13 protein-coding genes are annotated in these 18,532 nt (G+C 67.3%); 11 read left to right on the top strand and 2 right to left on the bottom strand.

Features of this window, described 5'->3' with window-relative positions:
- The first annotated feature begins 26 nt into the window (after positions 1–26).
- The 8 genes from CCK87_RS11535 to CCK87_RS11500 all read left to right on the top strand — a co-directional run bounded on the left by CCK87_RS11535 (position 27) and on the right by CCK87_RS11500 (position 12,447).
- Positions 27–3,377, top strand: a complete 3,351-nt coding sequence (locus tag CCK87_RS11535) for a DEAD/DEAH box helicase (RefSeq protein ID WP_086461575.1) — start codon at positions 27–29, stop codon at positions 3,375–3,377.
- 185 nt (positions 3,378–3,562) lie between these two features.
- A complete protein-coding gene (locus CCK87_RS11530) occupies positions 3,563–4,435 on the top strand; it encodes an NlpC/P60 family protein (protein ID WP_140162825.1) in 873 nt (290 codons plus the stop codon).
- A gap of 150 nt (positions 4,436–4,585) precedes the next feature.
- Positions 4,586–4,882 carry a hypothetical protein gene (locus CCK87_RS11525; protein ID WP_086461573.1) on the top strand — a complete coding sequence of 99 codons (297 nt, stop codon included), beginning with the start codon at positions 4,586–4,588 and terminating at the stop codon, positions 4,880–4,882.
- 125 nt (positions 4,883–5,007) lie between these two features.
- Positions 5,008–6,438 carry a gamma-aminobutyraldehyde dehydrogenase gene (locus CCK87_RS11520; protein ID WP_086461572.1) on the top strand — a complete coding sequence of 477 codons (1,431 nt, stop codon included), beginning with the start codon at positions 5,008–5,010 and terminating at the stop codon, positions 6,436–6,438.
- 9 nt (positions 6,439–6,447) lie between these two features.
- Positions 6,448–7,794: a 4-aminobutyrate--2-oxoglutarate transaminase gene (gene gabT, locus CCK87_RS11515; protein ID WP_086461571.1), complete on the top strand. Its 1,347-nt coding sequence runs from the start codon at positions 6,448–6,450 to the stop codon at positions 7,792–7,794.
- Between the two features lie 14 nt (positions 7,795–7,808).
- Positions 7,809–9,893, top strand: coding sequence for a primary-amine oxidase (locus tag CCK87_RS11510; RefSeq protein WP_283160437.1), 2,085 nt, complete (start codon positions 7,809–7,811; stop codon positions 9,891–9,893).
- 76 nt (positions 9,894–9,969) lie between these two features.
- Entirely contained in the window at positions 9,970–10,827 is an 858-nt protein-coding gene (locus CCK87_RS11505; protein ID WP_086461569.1) for a universal stress protein, read from the top strand.
- A gap of 27 nt (positions 10,828–10,854) precedes the next feature.
- The gene (locus CCK87_RS11500) at positions 10,855–12,447 is read left to right on the top strand and encodes an APC family permease (protein WP_086461568.1); all 1,593 of its coding nucleotides are present in this window, start codon (positions 10,855–10,857) and stop codon (positions 12,445–12,447) included.
- Positions 12,448–12,500: 53 nt separating this feature from the next.
- Here CCK87_RS11500 and CCK87_RS11495 read toward each other — a convergent pair whose 3' ends face one another.
- On the bottom strand, positions 12,501–13,967 hold the full coding sequence (locus CCK87_RS11495; protein WP_086461567.1) for a GntR family transcriptional regulator: 1,467 nt from the start codon (positions 13,965–13,967) through the stop codon (positions 12,501–12,503).
- 140 nt (positions 13,968–14,107) lie between these two features.
- Positions 14,108–15,235 (bottom strand): methyltransferase, encoded by a 1,128-nt coding sequence (locus CCK87_RS11490; protein ID WP_086461566.1) that lies wholly within the window; start codon positions 15,233–15,235, stop codon positions 14,108–14,110.
- A 76-nt stretch (positions 15,236–15,311) separates the two neighbouring features.
- Between CCK87_RS11490 and CCK87_RS11485 the strand changes: the two genes are divergently transcribed.
- From CCK87_RS11485 to glpX, 3 genes are all read left to right on the top strand, one after another.
- A complete protein-coding gene (locus CCK87_RS11485; RefSeq protein ID WP_086461565.1) occupies positions 15,312–16,145 on the top strand; it encodes a class I SAM-dependent methyltransferase in 834 nt (277 codons plus the stop codon).
- Positions 16,146–16,259: 114 nt separating this feature from the next.
- Complete coding sequence (locus tag CCK87_RS11480; protein ID WP_170927255.1) at positions 16,260–17,606, top strand: glycosyltransferase 87 family protein; 1,347 nt, start codon at positions 16,260–16,262, stop codon at positions 17,604–17,606.
- Between the two features lie 22 nt (positions 17,607–17,628).
- Complete coding sequence (gene glpX / locus CCK87_RS11475) at positions 17,629–18,507, top strand: class II fructose-bisphosphatase (RefSeq protein WP_086461563.1); 879 nt, start codon at positions 17,629–17,631, stop codon at positions 18,505–18,507.
- Positions 18,508–18,532: the final 25 nt, after the last annotated feature.

Raw genomic sequence — 18,532 nt, 5'->3', positions numbered from 1 at the left:
TCGCACGTGCGTGGGAGCATGGACACATGCCCGAGTCGATCTTTCCGCTCGTCGACGCCACGGAGATCAGCCGGCTAGTCGGTCGAAGCGCGTTCGAGCGCGGGCAGGCCTATTTTCGCCAGGGCGCGGTGGTCGATGTGGCATGGAACCCCGCGACGAGGGTCGTCAGCGCGCTCGTTCAGGGCGGAGCGCCCGACCCCTATGCCTGCTCGGTCACCCTCGGCACGACGGGTCGCGGGTTCCGTCCGATCTTCAGCATGTGCGACTGCCCCGTCGGCATCGACTGCAAACACGTCGCCGCCGCACTCATCGACACCAACGCACGCGCCATGAAGCCGCTGGTGGCGTCGCCCGGCCGCCCTGAGGCATCCGTCGCCACCGATTGGAAGAGCCTGCTCGGCACCGCCGTCGGAATCTCGGCCGACGCTGCGGCGGTCGAGACCGAGAAAGCCGGATCCGTGCCGATGGCACTGCAGTTCGAACTGCGCGAGCGGGCGGCACGCACCCACGACCGCTGGCGCGGCCCCACCTCGACATCGGCGTCGCCGCGGTCATCACCGGCGGTGGCCGCGACCCGCCGACTCGGCGTGCGGCCCGTCGTGCGCAGCGCATCCACCGGCGCCTGGGTGCGCAACAACCTCACTTGGGGCACCGTCGTGCACCAGGCCAACCGCATGAATCTCGATGCCGAACAACACCGCTGGTTCGCCGAGTTCGCTGCCGTGCAGCGCGCGAGCCGGGCAACCTATACGGGGCAAGACCTCGACTGGATCTACCTCGACGAGTTCGCGAGCCCCCTGCTCTGGCATCTGCTCGACGAGGCCACTCGCCTCGGCATCGCGCTCGTGGGCGTCAAGAAAGATGCCACGGTGGCGGTCGCCCGGCGAGCGACCGTGGGCCTGGATGCCTCCGCCGACGAATCGGGCGGCCTCGCGTTGGCCACCACGGTCGCCTTCGACGACACCGAGGTCGAGGTCGACTCGATCGGACCGATCGGCGCCCACGGCCTCTATTCCTACGCTCTGAGCCCGCAGTTCAGCGTGGCACTCGCGCCACTCGACGCGCCTCTCACCGACGAACAGCGCAGGCTCGTGTTCGAGACGCCGTCGCACACGATCCAGGTGCCGCGCGGCGAGAAGGCCGAGTTCTTCGACGACTACTACCCGCGGCTGCGCAGGCTCCTCCCGATCACGAGCTCCGACGAGTCGGTGGCTCTGCCCGAGCACGCGAAGGCCACGCTGGTGCTCACTGCGACCTTCGACCCCAAGGGTCGGCTGCGCATCTCATGGGGCTGGCGCTACGGCGGGTCACAGCTTCTTGCCCTGCACGCGACTGCCGCCGACAGCGCACTCCGCGACGAGGCAGACGAAGATCGCATCCTGTCTCTGCTCTCGCACACGCTCGCGGCGCGCGGCTGGGGCGGGGCAGACCCGAGCGTGGCTTTCGCCTCGAAGAATGTGTTCGACGGGGTCGACGCGGCGCAGTTCGTGGTCGAGGTCGTCGATCAGATCGACGGGCGCGACGACGTGGTGGTCGAGACGGTGGGCACGCGCCCCGACTACGTCGAGCTCACCGAAGCGCCCGAACTCACGGTCACCACGGTCGAGACCGACAAGCGCGACTGGTTCGACCTCGGCATCATGGTCACGGTCGAGGGGCGCACGATCCCCTTCGGGCCGCTGTTCACCGCTCTGTCGAAGGGCAAGAAGAAGCTCAAGCTCATCGACAACAGCTTTCTCTCGCTCGAGCAGCCGGTCTTCGAGCGGCTGCTCGAGCTCATCGAAGAGGCGCGCAGCATCGCCGAGTGGGAGACCGACAAACCCCAGATCAGTCGCTACCAGGCGAGCCTGTGGGCCGATTTCGAAGACCTCGCCGAAGAGACGATCGAGGCCACGAGCTGGCGCGCCGCCGTGTCGGGGCTCAACGCGGCCGACGGCGTCGATCCGGTCGCCGTCCCCTCGACGGTGAAGGCAGAGCTGCGGCCCTATCAGGTCGACGGATTCTCGTGGCTCGCTTTTCTGTACGCGCACTCCCTGGGCGGCATCCTCGCCGACGACATGGGGCTGGGCAAGACGCTGCAGACTCTTGCCCTCATCGCCCACGCGCGCGCACAGCGCGACGACTCCGGCCCAGCGAGCCCGCCGTTCCTGGTGGTGGCGCCCACCTCGGTGGTGTCGAACTGGGTCGCCGAGGCTCAGCGGTTCACGCCGCACCTCGTCGTGCGTTCGATCAGCGCCACCGAGGCCAAGAGCAAGAAGAATGTCGCCGCCATCTCGGCCGGCGCCGACCTCGTTGTCACGTCGTACGCGCTGTTCCGACTCGACTTCGCGGCCTACAACTCGGTCGACTGGGCCGGACTCATTCTCGACGAGGCGCAGTTCGCCAAGAACCACACATCGCGCATTCACCACTGCGCCCGCGATCTGAAGGCACCATTCAAGCTCGCCATCACGGGCACCCCCATGGAGAACAACCTCCTCGAACTGTGGTCGCTCTTCGCGATCACAGCGCCCGGCCTCTTCCCGTCGTCGCGCAGATTCACCGAAGACTACGTGCGCCCCATCGACCGCGGCGAGAACCCCGAGCTGATCGCCCGGCTGCGCCGGCGCATCCGGCCTCTGATGATGAGGCGCACCAAGCAGCTCGTCGCGCCCGAGCTGCCCGAGAAGCAAGAGCAGGAGCTGCAGATCGAGCTGGCGCCGAGTCACCGCAAGCTCTACGACGTGGTGCTGCAGCGCGAGCGCCAGAAGCTCCTGGGCCTCATCGACGACCTCGACAAGAACCGCTTCATCGTGTTCCGTTCGATCACCCTGCTGCGCATGCTCAGCCTCGATGCCTCGCTCATCGACGAGAAGTACTCGAACGTTCCCTCGTCGAAGCTCGACGCGCTCATGGAGCAGCTCGACGACGTGGTGGCCGAGGGGCATCGGGCCCTCGTGTTCAGCCAGTTCACGTCGTTTCTGCAGAAGGCGGCAGCCCGGCTCGATGCGCTCGGCGTTCCGTACGAATACCTCGACGGCTCCTCGCGCAGACGCACAGACATCATCGACCGCTTCAAGCAGGGCGACGCGCCGGTGTTCCTGATCAGCCTCAAGGCCGGCGGATTCGGCCTCAACCTCACCGAGGCCGACTACGTCTTTCTGCTCGATCCGTGGTGGAACCCCGCATCGGAATCACAGGCGATCGACCGCACCCACCGCATCGGCCAGACCAAGAACGTGATGGTCTACCGCCTGGTCGCCGAAGGCACCATCGAAGAGAAGGTCATGGCACTCAAGGCCAAGAAGGCCGAGCTCACGGATGCCGTGCTCGACGACGAGGCGGCGTTCAGCCAGGCGCTCACGGCAGACGACATCCGGGGCCTTCTCGAGAGCTGAGCATGCCCGGCTCCTGTGCAGAGCCACCTCTGCCAGGTTGTACTCAGGACTCCCCTGTACCGTCGCCCGGGTTGGAAAAGCACCCCCACCGGTCGCCGCGTCGACCTGAGACAGGGTGGGTGCGTCCATACGGGGGGAACCCGAATACCTGCCCGACGTTCTACAGATCCTTGAGGTACTAACGCATGAGTGCACGACGCTCGGCACGATCCGCTGCCCTCCTACCCACGGGCCAGCGCACGAGTTTCCAGGCCCCGACCCGAGCAGCCCTCGCCGAGGCGACACGCCAATCGCGGGGCCGCCCGACGTCTGGTGCCTCGCCGTTGCGGAGCCGCAGCATCCGCAATCTCGCCCGAGTCGGCGTCTTCCTCGTCGCCGCGGGCATGGCCAGCGTCACGGCACTGCCGGCCTACGCGATGATGCCCACCGGCACGAACCCTGTGGCATCGACGGTCAACGCCGGCCAGACCTTCGTAGACACGTCGGCGCCGGCCACTCAGACCCTCGACGTCGACGCCGATGCTCAGGTCGCCGCGCTCACCGCCACACGCGACTCCTACAACGCGACCGACGCATCCGTGCTCCAGGCACAGCGCGACGCCGAGGCCAAAGCCGCAGCCGATGCGCTCGCCGCAGCAGCCGCGGCCGTCGAGGCGGCGTCCACTCCGCCCACCTCCGACTCGAACAACTCCAAGACCTTCGCACCGCCGCAGGGCGGCTACAGCGGCGAGGCCGTCGTGGCGTACGCCGAGCAGTTCGTGGGCGTCGTGCCCTACGGCTGGGGCGCAAACCCCAACGACAGCTTCGGATGCGATGGGCTGACCCAGTACGTCTACGGCCAGTTCGGCATTTCGCTGCCTCGCGGCGTCGACCACCAGGCGGCACTCGCCACGCGCATCAGCCAAGACGAGGCAGTCGCCGGCGACCTCGTCGTCTGGCCCGGAGAGCACATCGGCATCTACGACGGAGCCGGCGGCGTGGTGCACTCCCCCGACTTCGGTCGTTATGTCGAGCACGCCCACAGCCTCTGGGGCAGCCCGGTCTTCTACCGCCTGTAGGCACGGCCTGTAGGCGCGGCCTCTCCTGAGGCGCCGAGCGCGAGTGTTGTCGCGCTGCGCGGTGGTTCCGCCACCGCGCTCGGCGGGAACTCCCGCGCTGGGGGGCGGCAGCTCCCGCTGCGCATCCCGTGCGGTGGCATACTCGCATCCGTGCCCTCCTACCGTTTCTCCGCTGCCATCGGCGCTCTGCGCCCGGGCGTTGCGGCGGCGCGCCTGTTGCCCGAGCTGACCGATGACGCGCGCACGCTCGCCATCGTCGAGGCCTCGAGTATCGCCGTCGTGCGCGGCGAGGCTCGCGTCGTCATCCGATTTACGGGCGACGACGACCAGGATGCGCGAAACATCGCGCTCGGCATCTTCGGTCTGGCGCGTGAACTCGCCGAGTTGACCGCTCCCGAACTGACCCGTCGTGTGAAGAACAGATGGATCGCCGTCTCTGACGCCTGACGCCCGTCGAGTGATAACATTCGGAATCGAATCTTTATAGATTCGATCACCGCGACGACGCGGGGGCTGCCAGACTTGCCCCAGCCGCCCCGGTTGTTCCGCAACTCGACGCAGAGGATGAGATCGTGTCTACGCCCACGCTTCAGAACTTCGTCAACGGCCAATTCGTCAGGCCCCAGGGCACAGAGCTCCTCGACATCGTCAATCCGGCCACGGGCGAGACCGTGGCACAGGCCCCCGTCTCTTCAGCCGACGACGTCGACCTCGCGATGAAGGCCGCCAAAGCCGCCTTCAAGCCGTGGGCGCGCCTCACGCCGAGCGCCCGTCAACTGGCTCTGCTCAAGCTCGCCGATGCGATCGAAGCCAATGCCGACGCACTCGTCGAGGCCCAGCACCGCAATACCGGGCAGCCCCGTGACACCATTCGCACCGACGAGGTCGAGGCAGGCGCAGACCAGATCCGCTTCTTCGCCGGAGCCGCCCGCCTGCTCGAGGGCAAGAGCGCCGGCGAGTACATCGAGGGCACGACCTCGTACGTTCGCCGCGAGCCGATCGGCGTCGTCGGTCAGGTGACTCCCTGGAACTTCCCGTTCCTCATGGCGATCTGGAAGATCGGCCCCGCCCTCGCCACCGGCAACACGATCGTGCTGAAGCCCAGCGACACGACGCCCGAGTCGACCCTCGAACTCGCTCGCATCAGCCAGGGCATTCTGCCCGACGGCGTGCTCAACATCGTTCTCGGCAACGGGGCGACCGGCGCCGCCATCGTCGATCACCCCACCCCCGGCCTGGTCTCGATCACGGGCTCCGTGCGCGCGGGCATGGCCGTCGCATCCGTGGCCGCAAAGACTCTGAAGCGCGCCCACCTCGAGCTCGGCGGCAAGGCGCCCGCCGTGGTGTTCGGCGACGTCGACGTGGCAAAGACGGCCGCCGCGATCGCCGACTTCTCGTTCTACAACGCCGGTCAGGACTGCACCGCGATCACCCGCGTGCTCGTGCACGAGTCGATCCACGACGAGCTCGTCGAGGCACTGTCGAGCGAGGCGAAAGAACGCAAGACGGGCAGTGCCGACGACAGCGAGAACTACTTCGGCCCGCTCAACAACATCAACCACTTCACCGACGTCGTCACCAAGGTCGAGTCGCTTCCCGAGCACGCCGTCATCGCAACCGGTGGCCACCGCGTCGGCAGCACGGGCTACTTCTTCGAGCCCACGGTCATCACGAACGTGCTGCAAAGCGACGACATCGTTCAAGACGAGACGTTCGGTCCGGTCATCACCGTGCAGAAGTTCAGCACGGAAGAAGAGGCGGTCGAGCTCGCCAACGACGTGCGCTACGCCCTCGCCTCCAGCGTCTGGACGACAGACCACGCCACCGCGATGCGCGTCTCGCGCGACCTCGACTTTGGTGCCGTCTGGATCAACACGCACATCCTGCTCACCGCCGAGATGCCGCACGGTGGATTCAAGTACTCGGGCTACGGCAAAGACCTGTCGATGTACGGCGTCGAGGACTACACGCGCATCAAGCACGTGATGTCGTCGCTCGAATAGGAGGCTGTCATGACCATCACCCATCGCCTACCGCAGGAGCGGCGCATCACGGGCACCTTCCCGGGACCAAAGTCCGCCGCACTCACCGAACGCCGTCGCAAGGCAGTGTCGGCCGGCGTCTCGTCGCTCGTTCCCGTCTACGCAGCGGATGCCGATGGCGGGGTCGTCGTCGACGTCGACGGCAACTCGTTCATCGACCTGGGCGCCGGCATCGCGGTCACCAGCGTCGGAGCATCCAACCCGGCCGTCGCCGCGGCGGTCGCCGAGCAGTCCACGCACTTCGCCCACACCTGCTTCACAATCACGCCGTACGAGGGCTACGTGGAGGTCGCCGAGCTGCTGGCAGAGCTGACTCCAGGCGACCACGAGAAGCGGTCGGCGCTCTTCAACTCGGGCGCCGAGGCGGTCGAGAACGCCATCAAGGTCGCCCGGCTCGCCACGGGCCGCGATGCGGTCGTGGCCTTCGATCACGCCTATCACGGCCGCACGAACCTCACGATGGCGCTCACCGCCAAGGCCATGCCCTACAAGACCAACTTCGGACCGTTCGCGCCCGAGATCTACCGCATGCCCATGTCGTATCCGTTCCGCGACGAGGCCGGCCTCTCGGGCGTCGACGCCGCGAACCGAGCCATCCTTGCCATCGAGAAGCAGCTCGGCGGCGACCAGGTCGCCGCGCTCATCATCGAGCCCATCCAGGGCGAGGGCGGCTTCATCGTTCCCGCACCCGGCTTCCTCCCCACTCTCAGCGCCTGGGCCACGGCCAACGGGGTCGTCTTCATCGCCGACGAGGTGCAGACCGGCTTCGCCCGCACGGGCTCGTGGTTCGCCAGCGACGACGAGGGCATCGTTCCCGACATCCTCACGCTCGCCAAGGGCATCGCGGGCGGGCTTCCGCTGGCGGCCGTCGTCGGCCGGGCCGAGCTGATGGATGCCGTGCACGCCGGCGGCCTCGGAGGCACCTACGGCGGCAACCCGATCGCGTGTGCCGCTGCAGTCGCATCCATCGCCCAGATGCGCGAGCACGACCTGGCCGGTCGAGCCCGACACATCGAAGAGATCGTCATGCCCCGACTGCACGCCCTCGCCGACGAGACCGGCGTGATCGGCGACGTGCGCGGCCGAGGGGCGATGCTCGCCATCGAATTCGTGCGGCCAGGCACCACAGAGCCGGATGCCGACATCACGAAACGGGTGGCCGCTGCGGCTCTCGAGGCGGGCGTCATCATTCTCACCTGCGGAACCTACGGCAACGTGATCCGCCTCCTCCCCTCGCTCGTCATCGACGACTCCCTGCTTCTCGAGGGCATCAGTGTGCTCGAAGACGCCGTCCGCATGAATGCGCCGATCGGGTAGCGAGGCACGAGCGCATCGAGATCACCCTGCGTGGTCTCGATACGGCCGCAAGCGGCCTACTCGACCAGCGCAGACGACTACTCGACCAGCGACAACCTAGAAAGACTCACACCATGACATTCCACCCGCTCGACCCGCTGAACGCCGACGAGTTCCGTGCCGCATCCGCGATTCTGAAACGCGAGAAGGGCGTCGGCCCGGGCTGGCGATTCGCCTCGATCGAGATGGTCGAGCCGTCGAAAGCCGCCGTCAGGCAGTTCGAGACCGACGGCACGGTTCCCGACCGCCGGGCGCGACTCGTGGTGCTCAACCGGGCCGAGAACGCGACCTACATCGCGGTCGTGTCGCTCGCATCCGATGCCCTTCTCGAATACACGCACGTGCCCGACGTGCAGCCGAACTTCACCGTCGACGAGTGGGAGGAGGCCGACGCCATGCTGCGCGCCGATCCCGAGGTGATCGCCGCCCTCGCCAAGCGCGGCATCACCGATCTCGACCTCGTCTTCATGGACACCTGGACGTACGGCGGGGCCGTGATCCCGGAGAAGTACAAGGGGCGCCGCCTCGGCTGGAGCGACACGTGGGTGAAGTCGCAGCCCGGTGCGAACCCGTATGCCGGCCCGGTCAACGGCTTGCACTGCGTCATCGACGTCAACAGCATGGAACTGCTCGAGATCGAAGACAGCTTCACGGTCGAGAAGCCCGAGATCATGGGCGAATACGTTCCGCACCTGATTCCCGAGCGCATCCGCGAGCACTACAAGCGCCCGCCGCTCAAGCCTCTCGACATCGTTCAGCCCGAGGGCACGAGCGTCGAGGTCGACGGCAACCTGATCGAGTGGCAGAACTGGTCGCTACGTGTCGGCTTCAACTACCGCGAGGGCATGACCCTCCACTCCATCTCTTACAAAGACGGCGACGAGGTGCGCTCCATCGCGAACCGCCTCTCGTTCTCTGAGATGGTGGTGCCCTATCGCGATCCGAGCGTCGACCACTTCCGCCGCACCGCGTTCGACATCGGCGAGTGGGGCCTCGGCTTCATGACGACATCGCTCGAACTCGGATGCGACTGCCTGGGCGAGATCCGCTACATCGATGCCGTGATGCACGACTCGAAGGGCGAGCCGTACGCGATTCCCAACGCGTTCTGCATCCATGAGGAAGACAACGCCGTGCTGTGGAAGCACGTCGACCACGACGCGGGAGCCGAGGTGCGACGCATGCGCCGACTCGTCGTCTCGTTCCACGTGACCGTCGCGAACTACGAATATCTCGTCTACTGGCGCTTCTACCAAGACGGCAACATCGAGTGCGAGGTGCGCGCCACCGGCATCATGGTCGTCACGCACATCGATGAAGGCCAGGCGCATCCTCACGGAACGCTCGTCGACAACCGCACCTACGCCCCGTTCCACCAGCACTTCATCGTGGCCCGCATGGATCTCGACATCGACGGCACCGAGAACACGGTCGTGCGAAGCGAGACGCAGATCGTTCCGATCTCCGACGAGAACCCGCACGGGCTCGCGCTGGTTCAGGCGAACACGCCGATCGAGATCGAGGGTCACGACGACTTCGACTGGAACACGCAGCGCGCCTGGAAGGTCGTGAACGAGAACAAGCGCAACACGATCGGCAACCAGGTCGCGTACAAGTTGGTTCCCGGCGGCGCTATCCCCTCGTTCTTCGCACCCGGGTCGGCCGTGCTGGAGCGCGCGCAGGTGATCGGCCACACCGTCTGGGTCACTCCGAACGACGAGAACGAACGCTGGCCCTCTGGCGAGTTCGTGAACCAGAGCTCGATCGACCATGGGCTGCCCGAGTGGATCTTGGCCGAGCGCCCCGTGCGCAACACCGACGTGGTGCTCTGGTACGTCTTCGGCATCCACCACATCACCCGCCAGGAAGACTGGCCGATCATGCCGAGCGACACGGTGTCGTTCTGGATGAAGCCGGTCTCGTTCTTCGACCGCAACCCGTCGATCGACGTGGAGCCGAGTCCGGGCGCGCACTGCGCATCCGGTCACGACCACGGCGACCACGCGGGGCACGACCACCACGCGCCCAGCACCGACGGTGGCCTGACTCACAACCACTGACTCACCCGTTCCCTGAGCTTGTCGAAGCAGCTTCCCTTCGACAAGCTCAGGAAACGAAAAGCAAAGGAGCTTAGCCGTGACCCGCACAGCAAACTATGTCGTGGCCTACGAGGCGACCGAGCGCGGGCGGGAGGCCATCGAGCTAGGCATAGCGCTCGCGCGGCTCACCGAGTCCGAGCTCCGCATCTGCCTCGTTCTGCCGCAGAGCACGGGGGTTCCCGCTAAGGTGCCCGCATCGGCCGCCGACTACGAGGGCATCATCGCCCAGCAGGCCCAACTCTGGCTGGATGAGGCCATCCAGAAAGTTCCCGCGGATGTGACAGCCACGACCCACGTGCTGTGGGCCGAGTCCACCTCAGAGGGATTGATCGAGGCGGCTCAGGCCTTCCACTCCGACCGCATCGTCGTCGGCGCTGCCCGATCGGGGCTCCTCCAACGCTTCTCGATCGGAAGCGTGGCCAACGCGCTCCTACACGCGTCCCCAGTGCCTGTCGCACTCGCGCCCCGCGGCTATCGAGCGCCCGAGCGCATCAGCCGCATCACGTGCGCCATCGGAACACGCTCGGGCTGGCAGGCCCTGCTCGACTCGATGGTCTCGATCTCCGAGGGACTCGATATCGAACTGCGCTTCGTCACCCTGGTCGAGGTCGGAGCGGGCGAATCTCGCCCTGTCAGCAGCGACGAGCACCTGCTGACCGTGCTCGACTACTTCTCGGAACGCGAGAAGACCGAGGGAATCCTCTCGACTGAGGTCGCGGAGGGTCACACCGTCGAGGCTGCCGTCGAGGCCCTCGGCTGGCGAGACGACGAGATCGCCTTCGTCGGATCGAGCCGGCTCGCATCCCCCAGCCGCATCTTCCTCGGCACCACGGCCAATCGCATGCTGCACTCCCTTCCCGTGCCCCTCATCGTCGTTCCCAACGACGCCGCGTAGCGCCCCTCTCAGCAGAAGGATCGAATCATGGCACGCAAGAACACCAGCCCTTCGACAGGGTCAGGGAACGCGAACGGGGTCGGCTCAGGCAACGAGGCCGGCGTCGATTTCATCGACGCAGCAGACGCGAAGACGGGTCTCTCGTCGAAAGGTCTCTCGGCCGGCTCCATCGGCCTGCTCGGAGCCACCGTCATCGGCATCTCGTGCATCGCGCCGGCGTATACCCTCACCGCCTCGCTCGGCCCGACCGCGGCAGCGGTGGGAACACAGATGCCCGGCATCTTCCTCGTGGGCTTCCTGCCCATGCTGCTGGTGGCTCTCGGCTATCGCGAACTGAACAACGCCATGCCCGACAGCGGCACGTCGTTCACCTGGGCGACGCGGGCCTTCGGGCCGTGGCTCGGCTGGCTGGGCGGATGGGGCCTGATCGTCGCGACGGTGGTGGTGCTCTCCAACCTCGCCGGCGTCGCCGTCGACTTTCTCTATCTCGCCATCTCGCAGATCACCCAGAACCCCGACATCGCAGACCTCGCCGCGAATGTGCCCATCAACATCCTCACCTGTCTGGTCTTCATGGTGGGCGCCTGCTACGTCTCGTATCGCGGCATGGAGACGACGAAGTCGCTGCAGTACTGGCTGGTCGGCTTCCAGCTCGTGGTTCTCGTCTGGTTCGCCATCGCCGCCATCGTGCACTTCGCAGACGGCTCGGCTTTCGACGCCACGCCCTTCAGCATCGACTGGTTCAACCCCTTCGGCGTTCCGTCGTTCTCAGCCTTCGCTGCCGGAGTCTCGCTCTCGATCTTCATCTTCTGGGGCTGGGATGTGACCCTCACGATGAACGAGGAGACAAAGAATCCGAAGACCACTCCGGGGCGCGCGGCGACGCTGACGGTCGGCATCATCTTCGTGCTCTACATCCTCGTGGCCATCGCGAGCCTCATGTTCTCGGGGATCGGCGCGGGCGAACTCGGACTCGGCAACGAAGACATCTCGGGCAACGTCTTCGCGGCGCTGGCCGGACCGATCATGGGACCCTTCGCCATCCTTCTGTCTCTCGCCGTTCTCTCGAGCTCGGCCGCGTCGCTGCAGTCGACCTTCGTCGGCCCGGCGCGCACGATGCTGGCGATGGGCCACTACCAGGCCTTCCCGAAGCGTTTCGCGTCGATCAGCCCGCGCTTCAAGTCGCCGGGTTTCGCCACGATCATCGCGGGCGTCGTGGCCTGGGGCTTCTACGCGGTGATGCGCGTGGTATCGAACGACGTGCTCACCGACACGATTCTGACGCTCGGCATGATGATCTGCTTCTACTACGGAGTCACTGCACTCGCGTGCGTCTGGTACTTCCGCAAAGAGGCCTTCTCTGGCGCTCGGTCGTTCTTCTTCAAGTTCCTCGCACCGCTGCTCGGCGGAGTGATTCTCGCGGTGATCTTCGTGACCACCCTGATCGACTCGATGAACCCCGACTACGGCAGTGGCTCGAACATCGGCGGCCTCGGCCTCGTCTTCATCCTCGGAGCCTTCCTGCTGCTCGCGGGTGTGGTGCTCATGTTCGTGATGCGCGCGGTGAACCCCGCTTTCTTCACGGGAAAGACACTGAAGCGGGGAACGTCGACCGACTGAGAGGCGCTGGCGAGCTGAGGTGCCCGCGTGTCAGTGCCCACGCGCGGGCGCGCTCAGTGGCGCAGCAGTGCGAGCGGCAGCGCTCCGCACGGCACCCGCTCCCCGCCCTCGGCGAGGAGCGTGCCAGCGGCCAGCGTGGGATCGGTCGACAGCACAACCCGTGACTGCGCGTTCACCAGCGTGACACGTTCGCCGAGCCGGCCGAAGACGGGCAGAAACCGGGCCTCGAGAGCTGACACCGTGACATCCACCCCTGCGACGCCCGGCTGCGCGCCCGACGAGTCGAACACGGGCATGGTCAGGGTGAGGATGAACTCGTCGGTGCAGAGGTAGTCGACGTACGGACCCGTGATGTGGCTCGGCTCGCCCGACGCGACGCCTCGCCACCATTCGAGTCGCGTGTAGTCGCGAAAGAACTCCGACTCCGGGTCTTCGACGACGGCCAACTGCCGAGGCGGCAGCCGCTGCACCAGAGGGTCTCCGGCTTGGCGCACCCACCACGCGAGGTGCCATGCGGCGTCGGCGACGAATCCCGGAGTGGCCACGAAGCCGGCGCCGATCACGAGCTGCGCGCCGTCGGCGAGTTCCGCCTCGGCGAGGGCGCGCACGCTGCCGTCGAGGGCGGCCCTGGTTATCGGATGCGCGAGGCGCGCGAGCGTGGTGGCGAAAGCGTCGCGGGCGCGTCCCAGCGTGGTGAAGACCGCGTCGACGGTGTCGACGACGAGGGATGCGCAGTCGTCGAGCGTGACCGGGGCGACGTCGACGTCGTCCGCACTCCCCCGAGATCGATCGGAGAACGAGATGGCGCTCGCTGCCAGGGTCGAGAGCTGCTCATCGACGAGGGCCCGTGCCCCTGCGGCATCGCGGCTGCCGAGGGCCTCGATGAGACTGAGCTGAGCGCGCCGGACGGTATCGCGCAGCGCCTGATCGCGCATGCCGAACCAGAGCAGCGGGCCGAACTCCGCCTGCAGACGCAGCTCCTCGGCGACGAGCCGGGGCGACTGAGCAGCGGCCGCGACCTCGACGCGAAACAGCGCCTCCCCGCGGCGCGCCGAGACCTCATTGTCGAAGTCGATCGACTGCGTGATCGAGCGCAGATTCGCGAGGTCGCTCGACGTGGCGCGTGCCGCCGCCGTCGCAGCGACGGTGCCGCTGATCGCTCCAAGCTGTAGAGCGAGATCGTGCAGCTGCGCCCGCGAGAACCTCGACAGTTGGGCGGCGAGGAGCTCGCGCTGGCCCTCCTCGCTCGACGTGATGAAGCTGCCACCGTCACGTCCGCGAGTGGTGCGCACGAGCCCCTGGCTGCGCAGCGCGTCGAGCGCCTCGCGCACCGTCGACACCGCTACGCCGAACTGCCTCGCCAACTCGGTCTCTCGGGGCAGACGCTCGCCGTGCCCGACCAGACCGAGCACGATGGCCTCGCGCATCCGCTGTTCGACCTGCTCGCTGCGACCCGGACCGGCGAGCGGCGCGAAGACGGCTGAACGGGCCTCTGCGGTGAGGCCGAGCGAACGCGACATCTGACCTCCCCGGGCTGCGGATTCGACGCTAGCACCTCGTGAGCGCGTCAGCGCTTGGTGCTGCGGGTCACCTCGGGTGAGGCTGCGCTGATCGAGTAGCGGTCGCGAGGAACGAGCCCCGCGTATCGAGATCACATCCGTCAGCGCTTGGTGCTGCGGGTCACCGTGAACTTCGCGTTCTGGCCGACCACGTCGGTCGGCCCGACGATCTTGCGCAGCGTCGTGGCGTGCGACAGCGAACTGTTGAACACGGTCCAGAGCTCGCCGCCCGAACGCAGAACGCGCGCGGCATCGCGGAACAGCCCGAGGGCCGCGTCGGCGTGCACGGCCGCACCCACGTGGAACGGCGGATTGCAGAGGATCAGCCCGGCCGAGGCGTCCGGTTGCGAGCGCAGCGCGTCGTCGCGCACGACGTCGACCCGGCCCTCGAGATGGTTCAGCCGCATCGTCTCGCGGGCGGATGCGACGGCCGACGCCGACTGGTCGCTCGCGATGACCCGCGCCTCGGGCCGCGCCCGGGCGATCTCGGCGGCGAGGACGCCCGTGCCGCATCCGAGGTCGATGGCCACCTCGGGATGCGCCTGCATCTGTGGGATGAACGACAGGAGGAAGCGCGTGCCGATGTCGAGCTTCGTACCCGCGAAGGCTGTGCCCTGCGCCGCCACCCACAGCTGCAGGTCGTCGTGGAACTCGCTGCGGATGATCGTGTCGTCCTTCGAGCCCTCGATCGGCCCAGACGCGACGAGCACCCGCGACTTCTGCCGCGCCAGACTCACACGCAGCTCGGAGAAGTGCTTGGCGAGAACCTCGTTCATGCTGATCGAGAGGTGCTTGATGCGGCCGCCCGCGAACACCACGACCGACGGATGCGCATAGCGCGCGATGAGCGCCGCCGCCTGCTCGAGTGCGGCAAGAGTGCGCGGAAGCTGCATGAGCACCACGGTCGCCCCCTCGACGAGCGAGGCGTCGAGGGTCATCGACTCGAAGGTGCCCGAGAGCTGCGTGCGGTCGGCGTTGCGGGCCAGCGCGCGCTCACCGGTGAGCGCGTCCTGCTGAACCCGGATGCGCGTCGACCCGTGCAGCCCGGCCGCTCCGAGCGTCAGCGCCCCGTAGCGGTCGCCGATCACGACGACCTCACCGGGAGCCGCCGCCGCCAGCGCATCGGCCGCCTCGTCGAGGATCAGCCTGTCGCTCGCGTCGACCGCGAAGAGGTTGGGGGCCTCGACGTCGGGAAAGCGGCGGAGGTCATCGAACGAGAAGTCGGGCATCCCCCCATCCTGACAGGGATGTGCACGGGCTGTTATTCTGGTCGGCTCGCCAGACGGCGGCAGGAAGAAGCCGACCATGACCGACTACGTGACCGCGAATCGCGAGAACTGGAACGACCGCGCATCCGCGCACGCCGTGCGAACCGGCGTGGGGTACCAGGTGCAGCGCTACATCGACGACAGAAAACTCATCTCCGATGTCGTCAGATTCGACCGCGAGCGCCTCGGCCCCATCGAGGGACTGCGAACCGTGCACCTGCAGTGCCACATCGGCACCGACACGCTCTCGCTCGCCCGACTCGGCGCTCACGTCACAGGGCTCGACTTCTCTCCGGTCGCCCTCGAGGAGGCGAGAGCCCTGGTCGCGGAGACGGGCGATGCGGTCGACTTCGTCGAGTCCGACGTGTACTCGGCGGTCGAGGCGCTCGGCGAAGGCGGCTTCGACCTCGTCTACACCGGAATCGGCGCGCTCTGCTGGCTACCCAGCGTCGAGCGCTGGGCGGCCGTGGTGGCGGGCCTGCTCAAACCGGGAGGACGCCTCTTCATCCGCGAGGGGCATCCGATTCTCTGGACCATGGACGAGAGGCTCAGCGACGACCTGCATCTGCGCTTTCCGTACTTCGAGCAGGCAGACCCGCTCGAGTGGGACGACGACGCGAGCTACGTCGAGACAGACAAGCCGATCGCGGCCACGAAGACCTACGAGTGGAATCACGGCATCGGGGAGATCGTGACGGCCCTCCTCGGCGCGGGCCTCTCACTGACGATGCTCGTCGAACACGACAGCGTGCCCTGGCGAGCTCTTCCTGGGCAGATGCTGATGCGCCCCGACGGCGAGTTCGCGCTCGACCAGCATGCCGGCGTCGCGCCGCTCAGCTACACGATTCAGGCGGTCAAGACGGGGTCGTGAGTCGCGAGAAAGCGCGCGCCGGACGCCCCCGCTAGGTGTCCGGCGCGCGACGGTCAGGTAACCACAAGGTGAATCCCTGCTCGTTCGCAGGCGTTCGACACTACGGTCGCTAGAGTGGCGACAACTGAACTGACTGCACCGGGCCTCGCCCGACCGACGCTGTACGACCGATTCGTCAGGCCGGCCATCCCCGAGTCCGAAGTCTTCGAGAAGCCGCGCACCCTCGTCTGGGGCTTCATCGGTCTGCACATCGTCTACTTCCTCGGCCTGCTGCCCAACATCCTCGCCGGAACCGTCGAGGGCGATCTCCCCCTCTACCGCCGCTGGGCCGTCGCCGCAGAAACCTTCGGCCAGTGGCCGGGAATCCAGTTCGAATGGGTCTACCCGATCGGCGCGATCGTGCCGATCTCTCTCTCGAATGTCGCCGGACCTCAGTTCTACCAGCTGCTCTGGTTCGTGCTGATCGCGGCGCTCAACGCCGCCTCCATCGTCGTGCTCTCCAACCGCGGTCGCTCACGTCGCGGCATCCTGGCCTCGTGGTGGTGGCTCGGCATCCTCACCCTGCTGAGCCCGGTGGCCCTGCTCCGCCTCGAGGGCATCACCGCTCCACTGGTGATCATCGCCCTCGTTCTGATCGCTCGTCGGCCGATCGTCGCATCCGCTCTTCTCGCACTCGCCACCTGGATCAAGGTCTGGCCCGCCGCGATCTTCCTCGCGATCCTCGGGGCGTTCCCCCGTCGCCGCATCGCCATCGCCACAGGGGCCGTCTTCTCCATCGGCGTCGCCGTGATCGTGTGGGCGCTGGGCGGCCTGCAGTACCTCCTCGGCTTCGCTCAGATGCAGACCTCGCGCGGTCTGCAGCTCGAGGCCCCCGTCACCACACCGTGGCTCTGGCTCGCGATCCTCGACCGCCCGGGCAGCCACATCATCAACAACACCGCGATTGCCACACGCGAGGTCGTCGGCCCCTACGACCACCTCGCCGTCGCGCTGATGACGCCGGCCATGGCGCTCGCCGTCGTCGGCGTGCTGGCCCTCGTGGTCTGGGCGAAGCACCGCGGGGCCGAGACGCAGAAACTGCTGCTCGTCGCGTCGCTGGCCCTCGCCACCACGATCGTCGTCTTCAACAAGGTGGGCTCGCCGCAGTACATGCTGTGGCTCGCCCCGATCATCGCCGTGGGCATCACGCAGGGCTGGCGCGCCTGGCGCACTCCCGCACTGCTGATGGTCGGAATCTCAGTGCTCACCACTTTCGTGTTCCCGATTCTGTACATGCCGCTCATCGCCGGAGACCCCGGCGTGGCCTTGCTGCTCACCGGTCGCAACGCCCTGCTCGTGGTCCTTCTCGGATGGGCCGTGCGCGAGCTGATCTACCTCGGCGCCCGTGCAGCCGGCGCCGAACCGCGCTTCGAACGCCGCGCTCGATTGCGCGAGCAGCGCCGCGCGCGCATCGCCGTCTAAGGCAGCGGTAGCCTTTTCACCCATGCCCCCGCAGTCGTCGCGCCTCGCTCCCACCACCGTCGTCGGGGCTGACAATTACCCGGCCGAACTCGTGGCCGCGGTGGTTCGCGCGACCGAGGCCGCGGCATCCGCCTGCCTGCCTCTGGTGGGGTCTGGCGACAAGAACGCCGCCGATGAGCTCGCCGTCGCAGCGATGAGGGATGCCCTCGGCCGGGTTCCCTTCGACGGCACTGTCGTGATCGGCGAGGGCGAGAAAGACGAGGCTCCGATGCTCGCGAACGGCGAGCGCCTCGGAACCGGCGACGGCCCGGCGTGCGACGTCGCGGTCGATCCCCTCGATGGAACGCGGTTGGCGGCAGAGAACCTGCCCGGCGCGGTGGCCGTGATCGCGCTGGCTCCTCGGGGAAGCATGTTCGATCCGCGTGACGTCTTCTACATGCAGAAGCTCATCGCGGGTTCAGCGGGTATCGGTGTGCTCGACGTGCGGGCGTCACACGCAGAGAACGCCAGAAGACTGGCCGAGGCGCTGCACAAGCCGCTCGAGGACCTGGTCGTCGGTGTTCTCGACAAGCCGCGGCACGCATCCCTCATCGCCGAACTGCGAGAGGTGGGCGTGCGCGTTCATCTGGTCGGCGAGGGCGACGTGTCGATCGCGATCGCCGCGGCCACGCCGGGCTCGGGCATCGATGCCGTGATGGGCACGGGCGGCACTCCCGAGGGGATCATCGCAGCGTGCGCCGTGCGCTCGCTCGGCGGTTATATGCAGGGTCGCATGGCGCCGCAGTCGGAGGCTGAGCGCACGGCCGCCGTCGCAGCCGGCCACGACCTCGACCGCGTCTTCACGCTCGACGAGCTGGTCGCCAGCGACCGGGTGCTCTTCGTGTCGACGCCCGTCACCTGAGAAGCGAGCTAGACCAGCGCAACGA

The organism is Agreia sp. VKM Ac-1783, assembly GCF_900177765.1.
Lineage (GTDB): Bacteria > Actinomycetota > Actinomycetes > Actinomycetales > Microbacteriaceae > Agreia.
This window is presented reverse-complemented; position numbering and strand designations above follow the sequence as displayed.